General features: G+C 71.8%; 21 protein-coding genes. 12 read left to right on the forward strand and 9 right to left on the reverse strand.

All coding sequences use genetic code 11. The features are described from left to right. The first annotated feature begins 113 nt into the window (after window positions 1–113). Both V6U86_RS12670 and V6U86_RS12675 read left to right on the forward strand, forming a co-directional pair. Window positions 114–752 (forward strand): DedA family protein, encoded by a 639-nt coding sequence (locus V6U86_RS12670; protein WP_334502375.1) that lies wholly within the window; start codon window positions 114–116, stop codon window positions 750–752. Between the two features lie 171 nt (window positions 753–923). After that, complete coding sequence (locus V6U86_RS12675) at window positions 924–1,628, forward strand: DUF998 domain-containing protein (protein WP_334502377.1); 705 nt, start codon at window positions 924–926, stop codon at window positions 1,626–1,628. Here V6U86_RS12675 and V6U86_RS12680 read toward each other — a convergent pair. Next, the gene (locus V6U86_RS12680; protein WP_334502379.1) at window positions 1,606–3,009 is read right to left on the reverse strand and encodes an NAD(P)H-quinone dehydrogenase; all 1,404 of its coding nucleotides are present in this window, start codon (window positions 3,007–3,009) and stop codon (window positions 1,606–1,608) included. The two genes, V6U86_RS12675 and V6U86_RS12680, sit on opposite strands and share 23 nt — an antisense overlap. A 106-nt stretch (window positions 3,010–3,115) precedes the next feature. On the opposite strand from V6U86_RS12680, the gene V6U86_RS12685 reads away from it, so the two are divergent. Further along, complete coding sequence (locus V6U86_RS12685; RefSeq protein WP_112588201.1) at window positions 3,116–3,571, forward strand: gamma-glutamylcyclotransferase; 456 nt, start codon at window positions 3,116–3,118, stop codon at window positions 3,569–3,571. Window positions 3,572–3,646: 75 nt separating this feature from the next. Here V6U86_RS12685 and V6U86_RS12690 read toward each other — a convergent pair whose 3' ends face one another. The 4 genes from V6U86_RS12690 to V6U86_RS12705 form a co-directional block, all read right to left on the reverse strand. Continuing rightward, window positions 3,647–4,606: a GNAT family N-acetyltransferase gene (locus V6U86_RS12690; protein WP_334502387.1), complete on the reverse strand. Its 960-nt coding sequence runs from the start codon at window positions 4,604–4,606 to the stop codon at window positions 3,647–3,649. 61 nt (window positions 4,607–4,667) lie between these two features. Beyond that, window positions 4,668–5,402, reverse strand: a complete 735-nt coding sequence (locus V6U86_RS12695) for an SCO6745 family protein (protein ID WP_334502390.1) — start codon at window positions 5,400–5,402, stop codon at window positions 4,668–4,670. Between the two features lie 104 nt (window positions 5,403–5,506). Then, a complete protein-coding gene (locus V6U86_RS12700) occupies window positions 5,507–6,481 on the reverse strand; it encodes a hypothetical protein (protein WP_334502392.1) in 975 nt (324 codons plus the stop codon). A 4-nt stretch (window positions 6,482–6,485) separates the two neighbouring features. After that, the gene (locus V6U86_RS12705) at window positions 6,486–7,118 is read right to left on the reverse strand and encodes an MBL fold metallo-hydrolase (RefSeq protein ID WP_334502394.1); all 633 of its coding nucleotides are present in this window, start codon (window positions 7,116–7,118) and stop codon (window positions 6,486–6,488) included. A gap of 93 nt (window positions 7,119–7,211) precedes the next feature. Between V6U86_RS12705 and V6U86_RS12710 the strand changes: the two genes are divergently transcribed. Next, window positions 7,212–8,174, forward strand: a complete 963-nt coding sequence (locus V6U86_RS12710; protein WP_334502396.1) for a DUF4349 domain-containing protein — start codon at window positions 7,212–7,214, stop codon at window positions 8,172–8,174. On the opposite strand, the gene V6U86_RS12715 is transcribed toward V6U86_RS12710, so the two are convergent. Both V6U86_RS12715 and V6U86_RS12720 read right to left on the reverse strand, forming a co-directional pair. Then, complete coding sequence (locus V6U86_RS12715; protein WP_334502398.1) at window positions 8,131–9,390, reverse strand: amidohydrolase; 1,260 nt, start codon at window positions 9,388–9,390, stop codon at window positions 8,131–8,133. The two genes, V6U86_RS12710 and V6U86_RS12715, sit on opposite strands and share 44 nt — an antisense overlap. Window positions 9,391–9,847: 457 nt before the next feature. Further along, window positions 9,848–11,431: an acyl-CoA mutase large subunit family protein gene (locus tag V6U86_RS12720; protein ID WP_334502400.1), complete on the reverse strand. Its 1,584-nt coding sequence runs from the start codon at window positions 11,429–11,431 to the stop codon at window positions 9,848–9,850. A 206-nt stretch (window positions 11,432–11,637) separates the two neighbouring features. Here V6U86_RS12720 and V6U86_RS12725 point away from each other — a divergent pair, with 206 nt between their 5' ends. Together V6U86_RS12725 and V6U86_RS12730 are read left to right on the forward strand one after the other, a co-directional pair. After that, entirely contained in the window at window positions 11,638–13,704 is a 2,067-nt protein-coding gene (locus tag V6U86_RS12725; RefSeq protein WP_334502403.1) for a serine/threonine-protein kinase, read from the forward strand. Window positions 13,705–13,752: 48 nt separating this feature from the next. After that, window positions 13,753–15,474 (forward strand): phospho-sugar mutase, encoded by a 1,722-nt coding sequence (locus V6U86_RS12730; protein WP_334502405.1) that lies wholly within the window; start codon window positions 13,753–13,755, stop codon window positions 15,472–15,474. Between the two features lie 24 nt (window positions 15,475–15,498). On the opposite strand, the gene V6U86_RS12735 is transcribed toward V6U86_RS12730, so the two are convergent. Together V6U86_RS12735 and upp are read right to left on the reverse strand one after the other, a co-directional pair. After that, window positions 15,499–16,176 (reverse strand): GOLPH3/VPS74 family protein, encoded by a 678-nt coding sequence (locus V6U86_RS12735; RefSeq protein ID WP_334502407.1) that lies wholly within the window; start codon window positions 16,174–16,176, stop codon window positions 15,499–15,501. A gap of 72 nt (window positions 16,177–16,248) precedes the next feature. Continuing rightward, a complete protein-coding gene (gene upp / locus V6U86_RS12740; RefSeq protein WP_334502410.1) occupies window positions 16,249–16,881 on the reverse strand; it encodes a uracil phosphoribosyltransferase in 633 nt (210 codons plus the stop codon). 133 nt (window positions 16,882–17,014) lie between these two features. Here upp and deoC point away from each other — a divergent pair, with 133 nt between their 5' ends. The 6 genes from deoC (at window position 17,015) to V6U86_RS12770 (ending at window position 23,434) form a co-directional block, all read left to right on the forward strand. Further along, the gene (gene deoC / locus V6U86_RS12745; protein ID WP_334502411.1) at window positions 17,015–17,974 is read left to right on the forward strand and encodes a deoxyribose-phosphate aldolase; all 960 of its coding nucleotides are present in this window, start codon (window positions 17,015–17,017) and stop codon (window positions 17,972–17,974) included. A 6-nt stretch (window positions 17,975–17,980) separates the two neighbouring features. Then, window positions 17,981–19,411, forward strand: coding sequence for an aldehyde dehydrogenase family protein (locus V6U86_RS12750; protein WP_334502413.1), 1,431 nt, complete (start codon window positions 17,981–17,983; stop codon window positions 19,409–19,411). Continuing rightward, window positions 19,404–20,228 carry an aldehyde dehydrogenase family protein gene (locus V6U86_RS12755; RefSeq protein ID WP_334502415.1) on the forward strand — a complete coding sequence of 275 codons (825 nt, stop codon included), beginning with the start codon at window positions 19,404–19,406 and terminating at the stop codon, window positions 20,226–20,228. The genes V6U86_RS12750 and V6U86_RS12755 overlap by 8 nt, the downstream gene beginning before the upstream one ends. Before the next feature lie 305 nt (window positions 20,229–20,533). Beyond that, window positions 20,534–21,007 (forward strand): BlaI/MecI/CopY family transcriptional regulator, encoded by a 474-nt coding sequence (locus V6U86_RS12760; RefSeq protein ID WP_334502418.1) that lies wholly within the window; start codon window positions 20,534–20,536, stop codon window positions 21,005–21,007. Between the two features lie 11 nt (window positions 21,008–21,018). Next, entirely contained in the window at window positions 21,019–21,924 is a 906-nt protein-coding gene (locus V6U86_RS12765) for a M56 family metallopeptidase (protein ID WP_334502421.1), read from the forward strand. A 256-nt stretch (window positions 21,925–22,180) separates the two neighbouring features. Further along, the gene (locus V6U86_RS12770; RefSeq protein ID WP_334502424.1) at window positions 22,181–23,434 is read left to right on the forward strand and encodes a cytochrome ubiquinol oxidase subunit I; all 1,254 of its coding nucleotides are present in this window, start codon (window positions 22,181–22,183) and stop codon (window positions 23,432–23,434) included. Window positions 23,435–23,436 lie beyond the last annotated feature (2 nt).

The following is a 23,436-nucleotide window of genomic DNA, read 5'->3' on the forward strand; positions in this document are numbered from 1 at the left end:
TGGGTGGCCCAGTGGTGTCGACGGTCACGACGGGCCAGGGCCGTCCACCGTGACGGCGGACACGACGTCAGGCTCAAGACACCCAATCGGCCGCATCCGGCGAGGTGGCAGGCGTGCCCGAACTTCTGACTGACGTCGCGTCGCCGACGTGGGCGTACCTGGTGCTGATCGCCCTGCTGATCGCGGACGCCTTCGTTCCGGTGATTCCCACCCAGATCGTCATGATCACCAGTGGTGCGCTCACCGTGTACGGCGGGCTCAGCCTGCCGGTCACCATCGCCGTCGGCGCGCTCGGTGTATTCGCCGGCGACCTGGCCTGCTACCTGCTCGGGCGCAGCGCGCCGGACCGGCGGCCACCCCGGCACGCCGAGTTGAGCCGCGCCCGCCGGGTGGCCAGCCGGGTCACCCAGGGGCTGCGACAACCCGGGCCACTGGTCATTCTGCTCTGCCGGTTCGTGCCCGGCGGCCGGATGGCGGCCTGCTTCTCGGCCGGGCGCAGCCGCTACCCGTTCCGCCTGTTCGTGCTCTATGAGGCGGTCGCCGCTCTGGGCTGGGCCACCTACGGCGCCCTGGTCGGGCACCTGGGCGGCACCGCACTGACCGAGTCGGCCTGGCGGCTGGCCATCATCGCCACCGCCGCGGCGGCCGGCTTCGCCGCAGCCGGCTGGGCCATGACGCTGGTCAGCGCCCGCCACGCCCGCCACGCCGCCCCAGTCGCCACAGTCGCCACAGTCGACGTCCCCATCGACTGAGCCGCGATCTTGCACTTACTGTCCCGACAAAAAGGGCGATCCGCTCATCTGGACGACCGAAAGTGCAAGATCGCGGAGGAGTTGTCGGGGGGCCTCTAGGGGTGGTCCCGGGGTCCGAATTCGGTGGGCGTCCCGGATTCGGCTGGGGTGTCCACGGCGACAGGCTGAGGTATGCCTGGAACCCGGAGTACTGGCCTGCTGGCCCTGGGCGGGATCGCCCTGGCCGCGCTGCTCACCGTGATCGGCCACCTCGAAGTCAACGACGACCTCGACCCTTGGGCGTTGACAGTCAGCGACTTCGCGGTCTCCGACCGGGGTGGCGTCATCGACATCGCCATGGTGGTGCTCGCTGTCGCCACCGTGGCGCTGCTCTACGGGCTGCGTCGCGCCACGCCGGCACGGCCCGGCAGGGCAGCCGAACTGCTGCTCGGCGCGTGGGTGACCGGGCTGCTGCTGGCCGCGGTGGTGCCGACGAACGAACCGGGCACCGCCATGACCTTGGCGGCCTACGTGCACCGGTACGCCTCGGTGGTCGCCTTTCTGGCACTGCCGGTGGCCGGTTGGCTGCTCGCCCGTCGGTCCGAGTTGGCGCCGGTCGCCCGCACGCTACGCGCCCTCGTCCTGCTGAGTCTGGCCCTGGCGGCGGCGATGATCTGGTCCGCCTACCCCGGCGACCGTCTGCTGATCGGCCTGGCTGAGCGGCTGCTCATCGTCACCGAGGTGGCAGTGCTGGCGACCATCGCGCTGACCCAGGCCCGCGCGGCCGTCGATCATGGAGTTGTGGCGCCTCACCAAAGGGGGCATCGCGGCGTGAACCGCCCACCACAACTCCATGACCGACGAGAAGGGGCGGCTACTCCAGCTCGTGCAGCATGAGCTGGCGGGCCGCCTCGGTGATCGAACCGGACAGGCTCGGATAGATGGTGATGGTCTGCGCCAGCTCGTTGACGGTGAGGTTGTTCTCCACCGCCATGGTGATGGGCAGGATCAGCTCGCTGGCCTTCGGAGCGACCACCACACCGCCGATCACCTGACCGCTCGCCGGCCGGCAGAACAGCTTCACGAAGCCGTCGGAGAGGTCGTCCATCTTGGCCCGGGCGTTACCGGCCAGCGGCAGCATCACCTGCCGGGCCGGCACCTTGCCCGCGTCCACCTCGTCCTGCGAGACACCCACGGTGGCCAGCTCCGGATCGGTGAAGACGTTCGCCGCGACGGTACGCAGCCGCAGCGGGCGGACCGCCTCGCCGAGCGCGTGCCACATGGCGATCCGGCCCTGCATGGCGGCGACGCTGGCCAGCAGCAACACCCCCGTGCAGTCGCCGGCGGCGTAGATGCCGGGCACGTTGGTCCGGGAAGCACGGTCGACTGTGATGTAGCCGCCCCGACCCAGCTGCACCCCGTACTCGGTCAAACCCAGGTTGGCCGTGTTCGGGATCGAACCGACGGTGATCAGCGCGTGCGAGCCGGTCACCTTACGGCCGTCGGAGAGCTCCACCTCGACGCCGTCGGCGGTACGCCGGACCGCGTCGGCCCGGGAGTTGTTGAGGATCTCCATGCCCCGGTTGCGGAACACCCGCTCGATCGCGGAGGCGGCGTCGGCGTCCTCGTGGGGCATCACCCGGTCCCGACTGGAGACCAGGGTCACCTCGACCCCCATCGCCAGGTACGCGCTGGCGAACTCCGCACCGGTCACGCCGGACCCGACCACGATCAGGTGCTCGGGCAGCTCCGGCAGGTCGTACACCTGTCGCCAGGTCAGGATGCGCTCGCCGTCCGGTACGGCGGTGGGCAGCTGGCGGGGGGTCGAGCCGGTGGCCACCAGCACGGTGGACGCGTCGATCGAGTACTCCTCGCCACCGTCGGCGGGGCTGACGACGACCCGGTGGGTGTGCCCGAGGGAGTCCTCGCCGAGCCGGGCGGTGCCGGCCACGAACGTGACCCCCGCCTTCAGCAGCTTGGCGTGGATGTCCGCGGACTGCGCCAGGGCCAGCCGCTTGACCCGCTGGTGCACCGCCCGCGCGTCGACGGTGACCGCCTCCAGGCCGTCCGAGTGCACCCCGAACTCCTCGGTGTCCCGGTAACCGGTGACCACCCCCGAGCTGGCGATGAAGGTCTTCGACGGTACGCAGTCGGAGAGCACGCAGGCGCCACCGGCGCCGTCGGCCTCCACCACGGTGACATCGGCGTCCAGCTGGGCGGCGACCAGTGCCGCCTCGTACCCGGCCGGCCCCCCGCCGATGATCACGATCCGGCTCACAGCATTCGCCCTTCGTCCATGCTCACATTGACTTTCTTCTCCCGAACGCACTCGACACGCACTGTCGTATTCTCCCCCACCCGTCGGCCGGGCTATCGTCATCGCCGTGCGTCATCACGCCGCCTACGGCTCAAATCTCGACCCCGCCCGGATGCGCGCCTACTGTCCGCATTCGCCGATGGTGGGCACCGGCTGGCTGGAAGGCTGGCGGCTGACCTTCGCCGGGGCGGACGTGATCGGCTGGGAGGGTGCGGTGAGCACCCTGGTCGAGTCTCCCGGTGACCGGGTCTTCGTGGCGCTCTACGACATCCACCCGTACGACGCGGGCCAGCTCGACGAGATCGAGGGGGTGACCGCCGGCACGTACCGCAAGCTGCACGTGCGGGTCTCCACCCTCGACGGCGACGTGACCGCGTGGATCTACGTCTTCAACGGGTACGAGGGCGGCCTGCCGACCTCGTGGTACCTGTCGGAGATCGCGAACGCCGCCGAGAAGGCGGGCGCACCGGACGACTACGTGACCGAGCTGCGGGCCCGCCCCACCGGCACCGCGTCGGCGTAGCAGCGCGTATCGCACCCGTTCAGTCTGCTACCGCTGTCGACCGCAACGCCGGTCGGGCCGGACCGGCGTCGTCAATCACACACCGGCCGCCGGGACGGAACGTTCGTACATGTCGGTCCACTGGGTTTCCCGCAGGCCCACCGACCGGTAGAGCGACAGCGGTGCGGTCGGGTTGGTGAGGTCGACGCCCAGGCCGGCCGCCTTCCGCCCCTTCTCCGCGTACCGTGCGAAGGCCCGGCGCAGCAGGGCCGCACCCACCCCGTTGCGCCGGTACGCGGACAGCACCGACAGGCTCTTCACCCAACCCGACTGTTGGTCGAGCGCCTGGTCCGAGGACTGCAACGCGCCGACCGGCACCCCGTCCACCTCGGCGACGAACCACTCGTCCCAGGCGGTCAGGTCGCCGATCCGGGCCCGCCACCGCTCGTACGACAACGGCTCGTGGTCCGGGGTGTCGCCGAAGGCGGCCTCGTAGATCCGGTGGAACTGCGCCAGGTCGGCCTCGTCGTCCGGGCGGACCTGGCGCACCGTCACGGCCGGTGGACCGGCCGGCTCGTCGGGCAGGTCGTCCAACGGTCGGCTCATCCGGACGTACCGCTTGACGCGGGCGAACCCGAGCGTGCGCAGGGCGCGTTCCCAGTCCCGTTCCGGCGCGAAGACCGCGCAGCGGACGGTGAGCGACGGCAGCCCCCGCTCGGCCGCACGCTCGGCGACCCGGTCCAGTTGGCGAACCAGCAACGGCGCGCGGACGGCGGCAGCGCGCCCCGGATCGACGTAGACCTCCACGAACTCCCGGCCCACCCCGGTCGGGTTGTCCAGAGTCGCCCAGCCGACCACGGTGTCGTCCGGGTCGATCGCCAACCAGGAATCGCGGGCCGGGTCGAAGTAGGGGGCGGTCAGGGCCGCCGCGACGTCCTCGGCGTCGAAGTCGGGATGGCCGACGGCGAAGGTGTCGGCGGCGTGCACCACCGCGAGGATCGCCGGCACGTCGTCGAGGGTGGGCCGGCGCGTTGTCCAACCAGCGGGAAGGGTCACGGCAGGACATCCTGGCAGCCGAGCGGCCGGGGCGCCGCCCATTTTCTGGCTGGCGGGAGGCTCAGGCCAGGTCGACCCGGGTGCGGTGCAGCAACTCCACCAACTCCGCGCCGTCGGCGGGGCCGAGGGCGGTGAACGCCGGCGCGGCCAGCCGGTTGGTCACCGCCTCCGCCCAGAGTCGGCGGCGCACCAGCGGCCCGATCGGCGGGTACGGCGGCGGCCAGCCGCAGGCCACCGCCCCGGCCTCGCCCTCCGGCCCGGCCAGCACGGCCTCCAGCGGGGTCATCCCGGCGGCGCGTACCGCCAGCAGGTAGGCGCCGGTGAAGTGTTCCCGGAGCAGCCGCAGCCCGGCGGCGCTGCGGGCCCCGGGAGAGAGATCCGGGAGCGGCATGGCCCGCCACGCGGCGAAGAGCGGCATCCCGCTGGCCTCCGCCGCGACGACGGCCCGCTCGACGAGCGCCGCAAGGCGTTCGGCACCGGGCAGGGGGCCGAGTAGCTGCGCCCCCCACCGGCAGCATTCGGCGAGGCTCGCGGCGGCCACCTGGAACGGTGGGACGACCCGGGCGGCGGCGTCCCAACCGTCGGCGACCGCGTCCGGGGAGATGAACCCGAGGGCGGCGGCGGCCGTCTCGGCCCGCACGTCGCCGAGCGCGCCGGCCCGGCCACTGATGTAGAAGGCCCACCCGGAGATGCCGAGCAGTCGGGCCCGGCGCAACGTGGTCGGGTCCCGGCTGAAGGCGTCGCCCAGGTCGAGCACGACGGGCTTGCTGGCGGCTGCGACCTGCTCCGGAGTCACCGGGGTGCCCCCCTCGGGCGACCCGACCCGCCGAGCACGACCACGCCCCGACCCACGGCCACCCACCGTGCACGGCCCGTGCACTCGTCGTCGTCCATCAATGGTCAGTCTGCCGCGCCACCGCCCGCGTCCGCATCCCCCTCTTCGGCCGCCAGTGCCTCGACCGCCGCCTCGACCTCCCCGGCGCGCCGCCGAGCCACGGTGACCGCACGCTCGGCTGCGCGCCGAGCGAGTTTGGCCCGGCTGAGATCCTGCTCGGCGACCGCGCGCCGCCGCTCCAGCTCGGCCAGCTCCGCCTCAAGGCCATCGAGTACGGCCGCACCGTCGCGCTCCTGCCCGGTCGCCTCGGTCAGCTCGGCCTCGGCCCGCTCCTGGTCGGCCCGGGCCTTCGCCAACTCGCGGTCCAGGGCGCGGCGCTGCCGGGCGCGCTCGGCTCGGGCCGCCCGCTGCGCAGCCCGCTCGGCACGCTCGGCTGCCCGATCCGTACGGGGTGCCGCCTCGGGACGGCCCCGCTGGGCGCCCGGTCGACGGGCCGGGCGTTCCTCCTCGGGCTCTTCGTCATCGCCGGTGACCAGCCGCAGTTGTGGCCGGGGCACCTCACCGAAGCCGGCGTAGCTGGCCGCCCGCAGCAGGCGACCCGCCCGCACCTGCTCGGCGACCTCGGCATCGGAGAACGCCGCGTTCAGCGTCGCCTCCACCTCGGCCAGGGGCAGCCGGTTCGCCGGTGGCGCGTCCGGCTCGGCAGCGGCGAGCTTGCGAACCTCGGCGACCAGGGCACCGACCACCGCCCGGCGCTGCGCCGACAGCTCCCGCAGTCGGGGCCCGCGCAGCTCCCGCTGGGCGGACCGCAGGGCATCGGCGAGCTGCACCAGATCGGTGACCAGCTCCGGACGTCGGATGGCGAGCAGGTTCACCAACCAGGCGGCCACCGTCGGACGACGCAGCCGGGCCAGTTGTCGGGCGGTGGCCGGGTCGCCGGCCCGGCGGGCCTCGGCCACGGCGGCCTCCCGGGCGGCCACGAACCGATCCGGTGGGGTGCGGTAGAGCTGCTGCACCAGCTCCGTCGACGGGCCGGGCATCGGGTCAGACGTCCACCCGGCTACCGGGCTCCAGTCGCTGGTACTCGGTGCCGGACAACGCGGCGTACTGCCGGTCGAGCACGCCCAGCCCGATGTCGTTGAGCAACGCGTCGTGCAGGGCGTACGCGCGCCGCGGCGCGACCGCGCGGATGAAGTCGACCACCTCGGAGAACTTCGACCAGGGGGCGTGGATCGGCGCGAAGAGCGTGTCGACGGGGGTCTCGTCGGGCACCACCAACGAGTCGCCCGGGTGGTAGACCACGTCGTTGATCAGGTAACCGAGGTTGTCGACCACCGGAATGTCGGGGTGGATCACGGCGTGCCGCCCCCCGTACGCCCGCACGGCCACCCCGGCGGCGGTGAACGACTCGCCGACGCTGACCGGGCGCAGCGCGTCGGCCGCGTCGCCCAGCGCCTCGGCGAGCGAGGCGGGCCCGTAGATCGGGAACGGCTGCCGGTCGAGCTGGAGGCGCACCGCTGCCAGGTCGAGGTGGTCGGGGTGTGCGTGGGTGATCAGCACCGCGTCCGCGCCGTCCAGCGCCGCCGTGGTGTCGCTGAACACCCCGGGGTCGACGACGAGCACTCCCCCGTCGTGTTCCACCCGAAGGCAGGAGTGGGCGTACTTGGTGAGCCGCATCGTGACTCCTCGATTATCGAATCGTGACGTCCTCAGCGCAGTCTGCCGGAACCAGTGGGCGTGTGCGTCACGTCCGAGCTATCGCCACACCGGTTGACGACGATGGGAGCGGGGATGGACGGACGGGTGGGACGACGCCGCAGTGCGCTGCTGGCGGCTGCCGCACTGGCGGCGGCGTTGGCGTTGACGGGCTGCGGGGCCGGCGACAGCGGGGCCGAGGACAGCGCCGCCGTGCCGGCCGGGGCGCCAGCGGCCAAGGACGGCGGGGTGGGCCGGGACGCCGCCGCGGGCGCACCGGAGGGGGCCGGTGCCGGAGCGCCGGACCTGAGGGTCGACCAGCGGGCGATCATCTACACCGGAACGATGCGGGTGCAGGTGGACGATGTGGACTCGGCCGCCCGGGAGGCCGCCGCCGCGGCAACCCGGGCCGGTGGCTTCGTGGGTGGGGATCAGCGGCACAGTGCCGACGCCGACGCGGTGGCGGAGTTGGAACTACGGGTGCCTGCGGCGAAGTTCACCGGCGTGGTGGAGGAGATCGCGAAGCTCGGTCGGCAGCAGAGCCGGGAGATCAACACTCAGGACGTCACCGAGGAGACCGTCGACCTGGATGCCCGGATCACCAGTCAACGTGCCCGGGTGGAGAGTGCCCGCCGGTTGCTGGCCCGGGCCACCTCGATCACCGACCTGGTGTCGCTGGAGAACGAGCTGGGTCGCCGGGAGGCGGACCTGGCCTCGCTGGAGGCCAAGAAGCGACGCCTGGCCGACCTGACCGCCCTCTCCACGATCACCGTGTCGCTGGCCGGACCGGCGGCGAAGGCCACCGAGGAGAAGACCGAGACCGGCTTCCTGGTCGGGCTCAGGGGCGGCTGGAAGGCGTTCGTCGTCTCGATGACCATCCTGCTCACGGTGCTGGGCGCGTTGCTGCCGTGGCTGGTGGCGTTCGGCGTACCGGTGGCGGTGCTGCTGGTGGTGCTGCGCCAGCGGCGCAGGTCCGCGGCTCTGGTCGCGCCGGTCAGCGCGCCGCCGCCAGTGCCCGCAGCGCGGTCTGCACCATGACGCGTACGCCGACACCGATGGCTCGCTCGTCCACGTCGAAGCTGGCCCGGTGCAGGTCGACGTTGGGGCCGGAGCGACCTACGCCGAGGCGGGCGAGGGCGCCGGGGACGTACTCCAGGTACCAGGAGAAGTCCTCGCCGCCCATGCTCTGCGGTGTCTCGGCGATCCCCTCCGGGCCGAGCGCGGCGGAGGTGGCGGCGGTCAGCACCTGGATGGCGCGGGAGTCGTTGCACACCGGCGGACGGCCGCGCAGGTATTCCAGGTCGACGGTGGCCCCGGTCGGCGCGATCACGTCCCGCACCACCTGAGCGACGATCTTGGGAGCCTGCTCCCAGGTGTCGCGGTCCATCACGCGGAGGGTGCCGGAGGCGCTCGCCTCGGACGGGATGACGTTGTAGCGGGTGCCGGCCGAGGCGTGGCCGAAGACCAGCAGCAGGCCGCTGTTGGCCGGCACCCGGCGGCTGACCAGGGCGGGCACCTCGGTGATCAGCCGACCGAGCGCGTCGACCAGGTCGACTGTCAGGTGCGGACGGGCGGTGTGCCCACCCGGGCCGGAGAGTCGGACGGTCACGTTGTCGGCGGCCGCGGTGATCGGGCCGACCCGCAGGCCGACCTTGCCCACCGGCAGGTTCGGGTCGCAGTGCAGCGCGAAGATCTGCACCACGTCGTCCAGGCCGCCGGCCTCAATGACCTCCAGCGAGCCGCAGGGCAGGATCTCCTCGGCCGGCTGGAAGATGAGCCGGACCCGGCCGTCCAGCTCGCCGAGGTCGGCGAGCTGGGCCAGCAGCATGCCGACGCCGAGCAGGATCGAGGTGTGCACGTCGTGCCCGCAGGCGTGGCAGACGCCCTCCACGGTCGACCGGTACGGGACGTCCTTGGGGTCGTCGAGCGGCAGGGCGTCGATGTCGGCGCGCAGCGCCACGACCGGGCCGTCCGGCACACCGTTGACGTCGCAGATCACGCCGTTGCCCTTGGGCAGCAGGCGCGGGTTCAACCCGGCCAGCGACAGCTCCCGGGCGATCAGCGCGGCCGTCTCGAACTCGTTGCCGGAGAGCTCAGGGTGCGAGTGGAGGTGACGGCGCGTAGCGATCAGCCCCGGTACCCGGAGCGCGAGAAGGTGGTCCAGCTCGCGGGGCAGGGGCTGGGATCCGGGTGGCGTCTCCGGCCAGGACGACGCCAGCTGGCCACCCGTGGGCAGCGTCAACGCACTCGTCACGTCGAATTCTCGATCACTAGGAATGGATGGATCATCGGGGACAGCAGACAGCCTAGACCTCCGACGGTGACGCTGCGCAACCTCGTTACGGTAATGATCGGAGCGCACAGAGTCACGTATGCCCTGCTGAGGGCGCTCGCCAAGGCGGGGGACAGCAGGTAGATCACGGTCGAATGCCGTCATCAGCCCCTCACCTCCTACAACGCGTAACCGATCGCGGCGGTCACGAATCCCGGCACCAGTCGGAGCCTCGTTGCCAAATTGTCGCATTAGTCGGGGTCATGAACTGACACTCCGACAATTAGCCGACCACACTCCGCAACGAGCCGGATAAGGACGCTCACACGCACCCACCCACCGTGGGCGCACAGGGTGTGCGTCCCGGCTCAACCCACCGGATACCCGCTGAGCCCGAAGGACACACCGCGCCCTCGGGGCCGCAGTCGTGACCGCGCGATCAGAACCGGTCGGTGGGCCGGTACAACCCCCACACCTCGCGCAGCGTCCCGCACACCTCACCCACGGTCGCCCGGGCCCGCAGCGCCTCCTTCATCGGGTACAGCACGTTCTCCGTACCCTCGGCGGCGGCCCGGAGATCGGCGAGCGCCCGCGCCACCGCGTCGGCGTCCCGCTCGGAGCGCAGCCGGGCCAACCGATCAGCCTGGGCAGCCTCGATCGTCGGGTCGACCCGCAGCGGCTCGTACGGCTCCTCCTCGTCCACGGTGAACCGGTTGAGCCCGACCACCACCCGCTCGGCCGAGTCGATCTCCTGGGCGATCCGGTACGCGGACTGCTCGATCTCCCGCTTCTGGAACCCGGCCTCGATCGCGTCCACCGCCGAGCCGTGGTCAGCAACCCGCTCCATCAACTCGACGGCGGCGGCCTCGATCTCGGCCGTCATCGCCTCCACCACGTACGACCCGGCGAACGGGTCGACGGTGGCGGTCAGGTCCGTCTCGTAGGCCAGCACCTGCTGGGTACGCAGCGCGAGCCGGGCCGCCTTCTCGGTGGGCAGCGCGATCGCCTCGTCGAAGCTGTTGGTGTGCAGCGACTGGGTGCCGCCCAGCACGGCGGCCAACCCCTGCACCGCCACCCGGACCAGGTTCACCTCCGGCTGCTGCGCGGTGAGCTGCACGCCCGCGGTCTGGGTGTGGAACCGCAGCATCATCGACTTCGGATCCTTGGCGCCGAAGTCGTCGCGCATCAGCCGGGCCCAGATCCGCCGGGCCGCGCGGAACTTCGCCACCTCCTCCAGCAGCGTGGTGCGGGCCACGAAGAAGAACGACAGTCGGGGCGCGAAGTCGTCGACGGCGAGCCCCGCGGCCAGCGCCGCCCGGACATACTCCACGCCATTGGCCAGAGTGAACGCGATCTCCTGCGCGGGCGTCGCGCCGGCCTCCGCCATGTGGTAGCCGGAGATGGAGATGGTGTTCCACTTCGGCACCTCCTTGCGGCAGTACGCGAACGTGTCGGCCACCAGGCGCAGCGACGGCTTCGGCGGGAAGATGTACGTCCCCCGGGCGATGTACTCCTTGAGGATGTCGTTCTGGATGGTGCCGTTGAGCGCCGTGCCCGGCACCCCGTTCTCCTCGGCGACGAGTTGGTAGAGCAGCAGCAGCACCGAGCCGGGCGCGTTGATGGTCATCGAGGTGGACACCTTGTCCAGTGGGATGTCGGCGAAGAGCAGCCGCATGTCCTCGATGGAGTCGATCGCGACGCCCACCTTGCCCACCTCGCCGTGCGCGATCGGCTCGTCGGAGTCGTAACCCATCTGGGTGGGCAGGTCGAACGCGACCGAGAGGCCCATCGTGCCGGCCCGCAACAACTGGTGGTACCGCGCGTTGGACTCGGTGGCGGTGCCGAAGCCGGCGTACTGGCGCATGGTCCACGGGCGGGAGGTGTACATGGTGGGGTAGACACCCCGGGTGTACGGAAACTCACCGGGGCCGCCGAGCCGGGAGTCCAGGTCCTCCGGAAGGTCGGCCTCCGTGTAGACGCCATTGATCGGGAAACCGGACTCACTTGACCGCCGTTGGTTCATCCCCGGATGGTAGGACGCCTGGCCACGTCGCCGGGTGAGGGATACCGCACAGTGCGTCCCGACCGGTCGACACCACGTGAACGACAGGGCACGTTCTGTCGACTTCGATAAACGTCCGTCGCGTCGGCTTTCGCATCGGGCGTCGGAACCAGCAAGATAGGGGGGTTGTGTCCCAGCCCCCCTCGATTTCCCCCGGTGGCTTTTCTGTGACTCAGATCCCGACGTGGAGCGGCGGACCAGTTAGTCCCGCCAACGGACGAGCGGCGCCCGGCACCACCATTGGTGACCGGTACTCGCTGCGGTCCTCGGTGGGCAACGGCGGCATGGGCACGGTGTGGCGCGCCACAGACACGCTGCTGCGCCGTGACGTGGCGGTGAAGGAGGTCGTCCTGCCCCCGGGGCTGGCCCCCAGCGACCGTGACGCGATGTACGAACGCACCCTGCGGGAGGCCCGCGCCGCCGCCGCCATCCAGCACCCCGCCGTGGTGCAGGTGTACGACGTGGTCACCGAGGCCGGCCGGCCGTGGATCGTCATGGAGCTGCTGGACGCCCGCAGCCTCGCCGACATGGTGATCGAGGACGGGCCGGTCGCGCCCCGCGCCGTTGCCAAGATCGGCATCGCGCTTCTCGGCGCGTTGGAGGTCGCGCACGCGATCGGCGTACTGCACCGCGACGTCAAACCCGCCAACGTGCTGATCTGCGCCGACGGGCGCTGCGTGCTGACCGACTTCGGGGTCGCCCGAATGCCCACGGACGTGCAGCTCACCACCCCCGGCATGGTGCTCGGCTCGCCGCACTTCATCTCGCCCGAGCGGGCCATGGGCCAGGAGTTCGGCCCGCCCAGTGACCTCTTTTCGCTGGGTGTGACGCTCTACACGGCGGTCGAGGGGCGGCCCCCGTTCGACAAGGGCGACCCGATCGAGACCATGCACGCCGTGGTGGAGGACCCTCCCGCCCCACCGCAGCGCAGCGGCCCGCTGACCCGCGTGCTGATGGGTCTGCTGGAGAAGGACCCGGCGCGCCGACTGGACGTGCACACCTCCCGGGCCATGCTGCGCGAGCTGCTCGCCGGCCCGCTGGGCAGCACGGCGACGGCCGTGCACTCCGTCACCGACCCGTACGCCGTGGTGCCGGTGCAGCAGCGCCCCGTGCCCGTCCTTCCACCGGCCCAGCCGGAGCCAAAACCGGACAGCCAGATCGGTGGCCCAGCGATGCTGGCCCCGGGTGAGTCGCTGACCGACCGGCTGTCCGCGCTGCGGCGGGGCAAGCGTTCCCAGGCGGCTCGCGCGGCCGGCGCCGGCGGGCTCGACGAGACCAGCGCCGACGCGTTGGCCGGCCCGCTGCACACGCCGACCGGCGCGATGCCGGCCGGCGGCCGGCCGCCGGCCGGGCGCACCTACGGCGGCAACGCGGACGCCACCCAGCGGGTGGACGCCGGCGGGCACCCCGACGCCACCCAGCGGGTCAGCTACGGCAACCCGGCCGATGCCACCCAGCAGGTCGGGTACAACGGCGCACCGGAGGCCACCCAGCGCGTCGGCGGCACCTACGGCGGCGGCAACCAGTGGTCCGTGCCGGGCACCGGCCAGCCCTGGGCCACCGCGCCCGCCGCTTCGGGCGGCAACGCTCTGGACAAGGTCCGGGCCACCGGGGGTCAGCTCGTCACCACGGTCAAGGGCTGGCCGCGCAAGGTGCAGCTCGCCGCAGCCGGCGGGTTGGTCGTCGTGCTGCTGCTCACCGCGGTGGCGCTCTCCGGCGGCGACGACGACACCCCGCCGAGCACACCGGCGGCGCAGCCCAGCCCGTCCGCCTCGGCGGCCCCCACGGTCGAGATGCAGGAACACACGGCCCGCGGGATCCAGGTCATGGTGCCGAAGGGCTGGAAGAAGGCCACCGGCGGCTCGTACACCGACTACATCGACCCGGAGGACAGCGGCCGTAAGGTCCGCATCATCACCGAGAAGTGGTCCAGCAGCTCGGCCCGGTGGGCGGAGACGGCCGAGAACGGCCTCAAGACCAGGAGCACCTCCTGCGTCAAGCCGTACAACCAGGTCTCCTCCTCCACCGAGACCGAGCTGGCCAGCAAGCCGGCCGCCGAGTTCGAGTACACCTGCGGCGAGGGTGACGCGATGCGACACGGCGTCTGGCGGGGCGTGGCGCAGGACGGCAAGGCGTACTCGTTCTACCTCACCGCCACGGACGCCAAGTTCGCGGAGAGCAAGCCGATCTTCGACGAGATGGCACGGACGTTCCAGCTCACCGGGAACGGCTGAGCCGGAGGGAACCCGCAGGGGTGATCCGTCGCCGTGCTATCAAGAGGCATGGCGGCGGACACCTCTGACATCGACGACATTCGCGAGCAAGCCCGGCGCTGGCTGGCCGACGACCCCGACCCGGCCAGCCGGGACGAGCTGACGGCGGTGCTCGACGGGCTGCCGGCGAGCGCCCCGGAGCTGGCCGACCGGTTCGCCGGCCCGCTGACCTTCGGCACGGCGGGCCTCCGCGGTCCGCTGCGCGCCGGCCCGAACGGCATGAACCTCGCCGTGGTCACCCAGGCCGCTGCCGGCCTGGTCACCTGGCTCGCGGCCCAGGGTGGCACCGGCCCGCTGGTGATCGGGTACGACGCCCGGCACGGCTCCCGGGAGTTCGCCGAGCGCACCGCCCAGGTGGCCACCGGCGCTGGCCGACCGGCGCTGCTGCTGCCCCGCCCGCTGCCCACCCCGGTGCTGGCGTACGCCGTACGTCACCTCGGCGGGGTCGCCGGAGTGATGGTCACGGCCAGCCACAACCCACCGCAGGACAACGGTTACAAGGTCTACCTGGGCGCGGAGCTGGGCGGCGAGTTGGGCGCGGGTGCGCAGATCGTGCCACCCGCCGACGCCGGCATCGAGGCGGCCATCCGATCGGTCGGCCCGCTGACCCAGGTGCCGCTGGGCGAGCCCGGTCAGGTGCTCGGCGACGACCTGGTCGCGTCGTACGTCGAACGGGCCACCGCGGTGATCGACCCGGACGGGCCACGGGACCTGACGGTGGCGTACACCCCGCTGCACGGTGTGGGCGCGGCAGTGCTCACCGCCGCCTTCGTCCGCGCCGGCTTCCCGACCCCCGGTGTGGTGCCCGACCAGGCCGAGCCGGACCCGGCGTTCCCGACCGTGTCGTTTCCCAACCCGGAGGAGCCGGGTGCGGTGGACCGGTTGATCGCCCTGGCCGACTCCACCGGCGCGGACCTCGCCATCGCCAACGACCCGGACGCCGACCGTTGCGCGGTGGTCGTCCGTGCGGGCGCGCCAGCGAGCGCGAGGAGTGAGCTTGCGAGCCCCGCAGTCGGGAGCGAAGAACAGCACGGCTGGCGGATGCTGCGCGGCGACGAGGTGGGTGTCCTGCTCGCCGACCACCTGATGCGTCGGGGGGTGACCGGGCTCTACGCCACCACCATCGTGTCGTCGTCGCTGCTGCGGGCGATGTGCGCGGCCCGGGGCCTGCCCTACGACGAGACGCTGACCGGCTTCAAGTGGATCGTGCGGGCCGGCGGCGGGAGCGCGCCGCTGGTCTTCGGCTACGAGGAGGCCCTCGGCTACTGCGTGGCCCCGGAGCACGTCCGGGACAAGGACGGCATCACCGCCGCGCTGACCGTGGCGGAGTTGGCCGCCGGCCTGAAGACGCAGGGTCGTACGTTGACCGATCGGTTGGACGAGCTGGCCGCCGAGTTCGGCGTGCACCACACCGACCAGCTCTCCGTCCGGGTCGACGACCTGCGGGTCATCGCCGACGCGATGGCCCGGATCCGGGCCGCCACCCCGGCTGCCCTGCTCGGGCAGCCGGTGGACAGCGTCCGGGACCTGCTGCCCGAGTCGGACGTGGTGATCCTGCGTACCGCGGTGGCCCGGGTGGTGATCCGCCCGTCCGGGACCGAGCCGAAGCTCAAGGCGTACCTGGAGGTGGTGGAACCGGTCGCGGACGGAGATGTCCGGACGGCCCGCAGGCGGGCGGCGTCGGCGGTGGCCGAGCTGCGCGCTGAGGTCAGCGCCGCCCTCGGCATCTGAACCACGCGGCACCCATCCCGACGATCAGCGGCGCGGGCCGAGCGCCTGGTCGACGGCGGTCGCCAGGGCGGCGACGACCAGGCCGACCGACGGGCGGACCACCGAGTCGTCGGTGCTCACCTCGCCGGAGAACCCGGCGCCGGTGGCGATCTCCGTCAATCGGCGGCGGGCGTCGGCGGCGGCCTCGCCGCTCACCCCGAGCGCGGACTCCATCCGGAGCACCACGACCAGGGTGGCCAGCGCGGCGGTGCGCTCGTCCGGGGCTGCCACGCCGGTCAACGCCTCGGCCAGCCGCTGCCGGGTCTCGGCCTCGACGGAGGAGTCCACGACCGGGTAACGGTGCACGTGGATGAAGCCCAACTCGGTCTCGTCGACGTCCCGCACGACGCCCTGGCGGCACAGATCGGCGAGGATCCGGTCGCGCAGGCCGTGCCGCAGACGCTGCACCCAGGACGCCGGGGTGTGTGGAGTGTCGGCGGCGATCCGGCTGAGGACGTCGTCGCTGAACGGCTCGCCGATCGGCGTCGGGTCGATCACCGTCACGGCCCCGTCGGCGTACGCGATCCGGCCGGCCAGGGCCAGCTCGACCAGCACCGCGGCGGCCATGCCCAGGTCCAGGCTGATCCGCGGCATGGTCGCCTTGCCGGTCGTGTCGTCGTAGGCGAGGAGCAGCAACTCCTCGGCGAGCGCAACACCAGTCATGGCCGGAGACGGTAGCGGGTCCGCGCACCCCGCGCACGGACCCGCCGGACCCGGCACCGACCGGGTCTCACCTCAGAAGCGGGGCATGCCACCGAACTGGCGGTCACCGGCGTCACCGAGCCCGGGGACGATGAACATGCGGTCGTTGAGCCCGTCGTCGATCGAGGCCGTGACCAGGCGCAACGGCAGGCCGGAGCGCTCCAGCCGCTCGATGCCGACCGGGGCTGCGAGCACGCAGAGCACGGTGATGTCGGTGCAGCCACGGTCGGCCAGCAGCCGACAGGAGTGCTCCAGCGAGCCACCCGTGGCCAGCATCGGGTCGAGCACCAGGACCGGCAGCCCGGTCAGGTCACGCGGCAACGACTCCATGTACGCGCGCGGCTCGTAGGTCGCCTCGTCGCGGGCCAGGCCCACGAAACCCATCGAGGACTCCGGCAGCAGGCCGAGCGCGGCGTCCGCCATCCCCAGGCCGGCGCGCAGCACCGGGACCAGCAGCGGCGGGTTGGCCAGCCGGGTGCCCTCGGTGCCGGTGACCGGCGTCTGCACCGGGTACCGCTCGACGGGGAAGGTGCGCGCCGCCTCGTACACCAGCATGGTGGTCAGTTCGTGCAGCGCGGCCCGGAACGTCGAGGAATCGGTGCGCGCGTCCCGCATGGCGGTCAACCTGGACTGGGCCAGCGGGTGGTCAATGACGTGTACGTCCACGATCGCTCAACCTACCGGTCCGTAGGGCTCGGCGGTGCGGGTGCGGTCGGACCAGGGACGCCGCTCACGTCGGAGCACCACCGAGCGCTCGTGAGCAAGATCACTCGGCGGTTCGGTGCGTAGACTTCTCGGCATGACGGCGACAACGACGTCGGCCCGGTCGGACCTCTCCGAGCTGGGACGATCCGAGACCGCTCTGCGGACCTTCCTGCACGGCCTGCCCGGCGTGGACCAGGTCGGCGCGGAGCAGCGGGCGGCACAGCTCGGCACCCGCTCCATCAAGACCACCGCCAAGGCCCAGGCGATCGACCTGGCGATCCGGATGGTCGACCTGACCACCCTGGAAGGGGCGGACACCCCGGGCAAGGTGCGCGCGCTCGCTGCGAAGGCGCTGCGCCCCGACCCGGCCGACCCGTCCTGCCCGCACGTCGGCGCGGTCTGCGTCTACCCGCTGATGGTCCCCCACGTGGCCGAGGTGCTGCGCGGAAGCGGTGTGCACCTGGCCAGCGTGGCGACCGCCTTCCCGTCGGGCCAGGCGCCGTTGGAGATCAAGCTGGCCGACACCCGGGCCGCCGTCGCGGCCGGCGCCGACGAGATCGACATGGTCATCAACCGGGGCGCGTTCCTGGCCGGGCGGTACAAGGAGGTCTACGACGAGATCGTGGCCACCAAGGAAGCCTCCGGGGATGCCCACCTCAAGGTGATCCTGGAGACCGGCGAGCTGGCCACCTACGACAACGTCCGGCGGGCCTCGTGGCTGGCCATGCTGGCCGGTGGCGACTTCATCAAGACCTCCACCGGCAAGGTCCCGATCGCGGCGACGATGCCGGTGAGCCTGGTGATGCTGGAAGCGGTCCGCGACTTCCGCGAGGCGACCGGGCGGCAGGTGGGCGTGAAGCCCGCCGGTGGCATCAAGACCACCAAGGACGCGATCAAGTACCTGGTGATGGTCAACGAGACCGTCGGCCCGGACTGGCTCGACCCGGACTGGTTCCGCTTCGGCGCGTCCAGCCTGCTCAACGACCTGCTGATGCAGCGCACCAAGCTGACGACCGGCACCTACTCCGGTCCCGACTACTTCACCCTGGACTGATAGCCGATGTTCGAATACGCCCCCGCCCCCGAGTCCCGCTCGGTGGTGGACCTCAAACCCTCGTACGGGCTGTTCATCGACGGCAAGTTCGTCGACCCGACCGACGGTGGCAGCTTCAAGTCGATCAACCCCGCCTCCGAGGAGGTGCTGGCCGAAGTCGCCGAGGCCGGCGCCGAGGACGTGGAGCGCGCGGTGCGTGCCGCCCGGAAGGCGTACGACAAGGTCTGGGGTCCGATGCCGGGCCGGGACCGGGCGAAGTACCTGTACCGGATCGCCCGGTTGATCCAGGAGCGCTCCCGGGAGCTGGCCGTCCTGGAGTCGCTGGACAACGGCAAGCCGATCCGGGAGAGCCGCGACGTCGACCTGCCGCTGGTCGCCGCGCACTTCTTCTACTACGCCGGCTGGGCCGACAAGCTGGAGCACGCCGGGTTCGGCCCCGACCCGAAGCCGCTGGGCGTGGCCGCGCAGGTCATCCCGTGGAACTTCCCGCTGCTCATGCTGGCCTGGAAGATCGCCCCGGCGCTCGCGGCCGGCAACACGGTGGTGCTCAAGCCCGCCGAGACCACCCCGCTGACCGCGCTGCTCTTCGCCGAGATCTGCCAGCAGGCCGACCTGCCGGCCGGTGTGGTCAACATCCTCACCGGCGCCGGCGACACCGGTCGCGCGCTGGTTGAGCACGCGGGCGTGGACAAGGTCGCCTTCACCGGCTCCACCGAGGTCGGCCGGGCCATCGCCCGGTCGATCGCCGGCACCCGCAAGAAGCTCACCCTGGAACTGGGTGGCAAGGCCGCCAACATCGTCTTCGACGACGCGCCGATCGACCAGGCCGTCGAGGGCATCGTCAACGGCATCTTCTTCAACCAGGGGCACGTCTGCTGCGCCGGCTCCCGACTGCTGGTCCAGGAGAACGTGGCCGACCGGGTGCTGGAGTCGCTGAAGCGGCGGATGGCCCAGCTCCGGGTCGGCGACCCGCTGGACAAGAACACCGACGTCGGCGCGATCAACTCGGCCGCCCAACTGGAGCGGATCCGCGAGCTGTCCGACGCCGGCTCGGCCGAGGGCGCCGAACGCTGGTCGCCGCCGTGCGAGCTGCCCGACCGCGGCTTCTGGTTCGCGCCGACCATCTTCACCGGCGTCACCCAGGCACACCGGATCGCCCGCGAGGAGATCTTCGGCCCGGTGCTGTCGGTCCTCACGTTCCGCACCCCGGCGGAGGCCGTGGAGAAGGCCAACAACACGCCGTACGGGCTGTCGGCCGGGATCTGGACCGACAAGGGCTCCCGGATCCTGTGGATGGCCGACCGGCTGCGCGCCGGCGTCGTCTGGGCCAACACCTTCAACAAGTTCGACCCCACCTCGCCGTTCGGTGGGTACAAGGAGTCGGGCTACGGTCGCGAGGGCGGCCGGCACGGGCTGGAGGGGTACCTCAATGTCTGAGCGGGTCGCGGTACGCAAGACGTACAAGCTCTTCATCGGCGGGAAGTTCCCGCGCAGCGAGTCGGGACGGTCGTATCTCGTGCAGTCCTCGAATGTGTCACTGGCCTCCCGCAAGGACGCCCGGGACGCGGTGGTCGCCGCCCGCGCCGCCGTCAAGGGCTGGGCCGGCGCGACCGCGTACAACCGGGGTCAGATTCTCTACCGGGCCGCCGAGATGCTGGAGGGCCGCCGCGAGCAGTTCGTCGCCCTGGGAATTCCCTGCGACGAGGTGGACGCCGCGGTCGACCGTTGGGTCTGGTACGCCGGCTGGGCCGACAAGCTGGCCCAGGTGTACGGCGGCGCCAACCCGGTCGCCGGCCCGTACTTCAACATCTCCGCGCCCGAGCCGACCGGCGTGGTCGCGGTGGTCGCCCCGGAGCGTCCGGCGCTGCTCGGCCTGGTCAGCGTGATCGCCCCGGCGATCGTGACCGGCAACACGGTGGTGGTGGCGGCCTCCCCGAGCGAGCCCCTGGCGGCGGTGACGCTGGCCGAGGTGCTGGCCACCTCCGACCTGCCCGGCGGTGTGGTCAACATCCTCACCGGCGCGATCACCGAGACCGCGCCGACGTTGGCGGCGCACATGGACGTCAACGCGATCGACCTGACCGGGGTCACCGACGCGGGGCTCGCCACCGATCTGGAGGTCAGGGCGGCGGAGAACCTCAAGCGGGTGCTCCGACCGGCCCTGGCGGACCACGACTGGACCGTGGACCCGGGGGTGGCGCCGATGACCGCGCTGTTGGAGACGAAGACGGTCTGGCATCCCAAGGGGGTGTGATTCGTTCTCGGCCTTTGGGGTTTTCCGGGGGAGCCCCACCCGCTCCGGGCGGTCAGGCTTGATCCCTGCGCGGGCGGGGCTCCCCCGGAAAACCTGACGTGGGCCGGGCTCGTCGGGAGGGTCAGCTCCCGGGTGCTGCCTTGGGTTGGGTCGCCTGCTCCTGCTCCTGCTCCTTGATCGCGCAGTTTCCTTGATGTAGTGGCTTCCTGGTGGCTGGAGGCCACTACATCCTTGCTCTTGTGGGGATCTTGACCGGCGGGGCCCGCGGGCAGCCGGGGGTCTACTACCGGGGGTAGGATTAGTTTGTGACTCGGTTGGGCGATCTTGAGCGTGCGGTGATGGACGTGCTGTGGGACGTGGTTCCCGGCACGTCGGACGGGGTGACCGTGCGCGAGGTGGCCGACGCACTCGACGGCCGCGAGCTGGCGTACACCACGGTGATGACCGTGCTGGACCGGCTCGCCGGCAAGGGCATGGTGCAGCGGGAGCGGGAGGGTCGGGCCTGGCGGTACCGGCCGGCCGCCAGCCGCGAGGCGCACATCGCCCAGCTCATGCTCGACGCTCTCGACCTGGGTGGCAGCCGGGACGCCGCGCTGGTGCGGTTCGCCCGCTCGGTGACCGGCACCGAGGCCGAGGTGCTGCGAGCAGCCCTGGGCAGCGAGGCCGGCCTGACCGGGCCGGGCACCACCGGCGACGACGCGGGTGGCACCGACGCGTTGACCGATCGACTGGACGGGCCGGCGGGCCGACGACCCGCTGGCGAGGCAGCGGAGCGGTAGGAGCGCCCGCCATGGCCTACGCCGTGCACTTCGCCGCCACGATGCTGGCGTGCTATCTGACCGCGCAGGTGTTGGCCCGTTCCACCTGGACGTGGCGCAGCCCTCGGGTGGCGATCGTCTGCTGGCAGGCCGTCGGGCTGGCGTTGGGCCTCTCGGCGATGGGCCTGCCGATGGCGCTCGGGTTGAGCGCGTACGACCGGCCGACCGGCAGCGCACTGCTCGCCCTGGCCAACGACCTCGCCCACGGCGCCCTGCCAATCGGAGTGGGCACGTTCCACCTGGCCGGCGTCGGTGTGGGCTTCGGCATCGGGGCGGTGCTGGTCACCACGACCGTGCGCAGCATCCACGGCACCGTACGCGCCCAGCGTCGCCACCGGGATCTGCTCTCCCTGGTCGCCCGGAACGACCCGGCCGCGCCGGGTGCGCTGGTGCTGGATCATCCGAGCGCCGCCGCGTACTGCCTGCCGGGGGTGAAACCGCAGGTGGTGGTCAGCGCCGGCACGCTGAGCCTGTTGGACCGGGCCGAGCTCGCCGCGGTGCTCAGCCACGAGCGTGCCCACGCCAACGAGCGGCACGACCTGGTGCTGCTGCCGTTCACCGCGCTGTGCCGGGCGCTGCCGTGGTTCGGCTGGGTGCGCGACGCGCACGAGCGGGTCGCCCTGCTGGTCGAGATGCGCGCCGACGACAAGGCCCGCGAGTTGCACGCCGAGGCTCCCCTGGCGGGGGCGCTTCGCCAGTTCGCCGCCGCCGGGCACCGGATCACCCCGGCCGGCGCGCTGGGCATGGGCGATCGGGACCTCGACGTACGGATGCAGCGCCTGCTGGTCAGTGACCGGCCGCCCCGGGTGCTCGGTGCCACCGCTCTCGCGGTCGCCACCATGCTGGTCGCTCTCCCGGTGACGCTCTTCCTGAGCTGACACCCACCGGGCCCCCCACGTCAGGCTGACGCCCGCAGAGCCCACCCATCTCAAGATCGTGCTCGAACCAGGATCGAGTGGCATCTGAGGTGCCACGAAGCCACTACAACCAGGTTCAAGCGCGACCTTCTCTCGAGACCACAACTACTACGCCTTGTCGTAGAATTCCTACGACAAGGCGTAGTAGTACTTACATGTAGGCAGGCTACGTGTAGGGTAGCTACGACAAGGGAGCCAACGCTTTGGAGGGCTGGTCATGGACACCCTGCTCCTCGCCCGCCTGCAGTTCGCCACCACCACCTCGATCCACTTCCTGTTCGTCGTCGTCACGCTCGGGCTGGTCACCCTGCTGGTCGGCATGCAGACCGCCTGGGTGCTCACCGGCAACCCGAAGTGGGAGCGGCTGACGCGCTACTGGGGCCAGCTCTACGTGATCAACTACGTGCTCGGCATCGCCACCGGGATCGTGATGGAGTTCCAGTTCGGGCTGAACTGGAGCGGCCTGTCGCGCTACGTCGGCAACGTCTTCGGGGCGCCCCTGGCCATCGAGACGCTGGTGGCGTTCTTCCTGGAGTCCACCTTCCTCGGGATGTGGATCTTCGGCTGGCACCGGCTCCGCAAGAGCGTCCACCTCGCGTTGCTCTGGGGCGTGGCGATCACCGCGTACGCCTCGGCCTTCTGGATCATGGTGGCCAACTCCTGGCTGCAGAACCCGGTCGGATACGAGGTCCGCGACGGGATCGCCCACCTCACCGACTTCGGCGCGCTGCTCACCAACCCCAGCCTCAGCATGGCCCTCGGGCACGTGGTCTCGGCGGCGCTGCTGGTCGGCGGGATGCTGATGGCGGCGGTCAGCGCCGGGCACCTGATCCGGCGTACCCCGGACTTCGAGTTCTTCCGCACCTCGCTCCGGATCGGCCTGGTCACCGCGGCGCTGGCCATCTCGATGGTGCAGAGCTTCGGTTTCGCCCAGTTCGATCCGGTCGGCTCGGTGCAGCCGACCAAGTTCGGCGGCAACGGGCCGGAGAGTCAGGCGCTGATCGCCGAGTGGACCACCCGGTTCGGCCCCGGCGACTACACCCCGCCGGTGCTCGCCAGCGTCGGGTTGGGCTTCATGATTTTGATCGGCTTCACCCTGGGCTGCGTCTGGCTCCTGCTGCCCCTGCTCTTCCGGGACTGGATCATCCGACTGCGCTTTCCGCTCTGGCTGATCCTGTTCGCCCTGCCGCTGCCCTTCGTCGCGGTGATCCTCGGCTGGATCGCCCGGGAGGTCGGCCGTCAGCCCTGGGTGGCGTACGGGCTGCTCCCCACCGAGCAGGCCGTCTCCCCGGTCGGCGCACCGCTGATGCTGGCCTCGCTGATCGGGTTCAGCCTGCTGCTGGGCACCCTCGCCGTCACCAACTGGGTGCTGCTCGCCCGGCACGCCATGCGCGGCGCGGCCGACCCGGCGCTCGGGCGTCCACCGGCGGCGCCCAGCGAACCGGCCCACCCCGAACCCGCCCTCCTCTGAGG

The sequence above is a fragment of the Micromonospora sp. CPCC 205558 genome (genome assembly GCF_036902955.1).
Taxonomy (GTDB): Bacteria; Actinomycetota; Actinomycetes; order Mycobacteriales; family Micromonosporaceae; genus Micromonospora.

Excerpts from the sequence above, each read along its gene's own strand:
- V6U86_RS12675 (WP_334502377.1), top strand. The coding sequence starts at position 924 with ATGCCTGGAACCCGGAGTACTGGCCTGCTGGCCCTGGGCGGGATCGCC.
- V6U86_RS12700 (WP_334502392.1), bottom strand. The coding sequence starts at position 6,481 with ATGCCCGGCCCGTCGACGGAGCTGGTGCAGCAGCTCTACCGCACCCCA.
- V6U86_RS12705 (WP_334502394.1), bottom strand. The coding sequence starts at position 7,118 with ATGCGGCTCACCAAGTACGCCCACTCCTGCCTTCGGGTGGAACACGAC.
- V6U86_RS12720 (WP_334502400.1), bottom strand. The coding sequence starts at position 11,431 with ATGAACCAACGGCGGTCAAGTGAGTCCGGTTTCCCGATCAATGGCGTC.
- V6U86_RS12730 (WP_334502405.1), top strand. The coding sequence starts at position 13,753 with ATGGCGGCGGACACCTCTGACATCGACGACATTCGCGAGCAAGCCCGG.
- V6U86_RS12735 (WP_334502407.1), bottom strand. The coding sequence starts at position 16,176 with ATGACTGGTGTTGCGCTCGCCGAGGAGTTGCTGCTCCTCGCCTACGAC.
- deoC (WP_334502411.1), top strand. The coding sequence starts at position 17,015 with ATGACGGCGACAACGACGTCGGCCCGGTCGGACCTCTCCGAGCTGGGA.
- V6U86_RS12750 (WP_334502413.1), top strand. The coding sequence starts at position 17,981 with ATGTTCGAATACGCCCCCGCCCCCGAGTCCCGCTCGGTGGTGGACCTC.
- V6U86_RS12755 (WP_334502415.1), top strand. The coding sequence starts at position 19,404 with ATGTCTGAGCGGGTCGCGGTACGCAAGACGTACAAGCTCTTCATCGGC.
- V6U86_RS12765 (WP_334502421.1), top strand. The coding sequence starts at position 21,019 with ATGGCCTACGCCGTGCACTTCGCCGCCACGATGCTGGCGTGCTATCTG.
- V6U86_RS12770 (WP_334502424.1), top strand. The coding sequence starts at position 22,181 with ATGGACACCCTGCTCCTCGCCCGCCTGCAGTTCGCCACCACCACCTCG.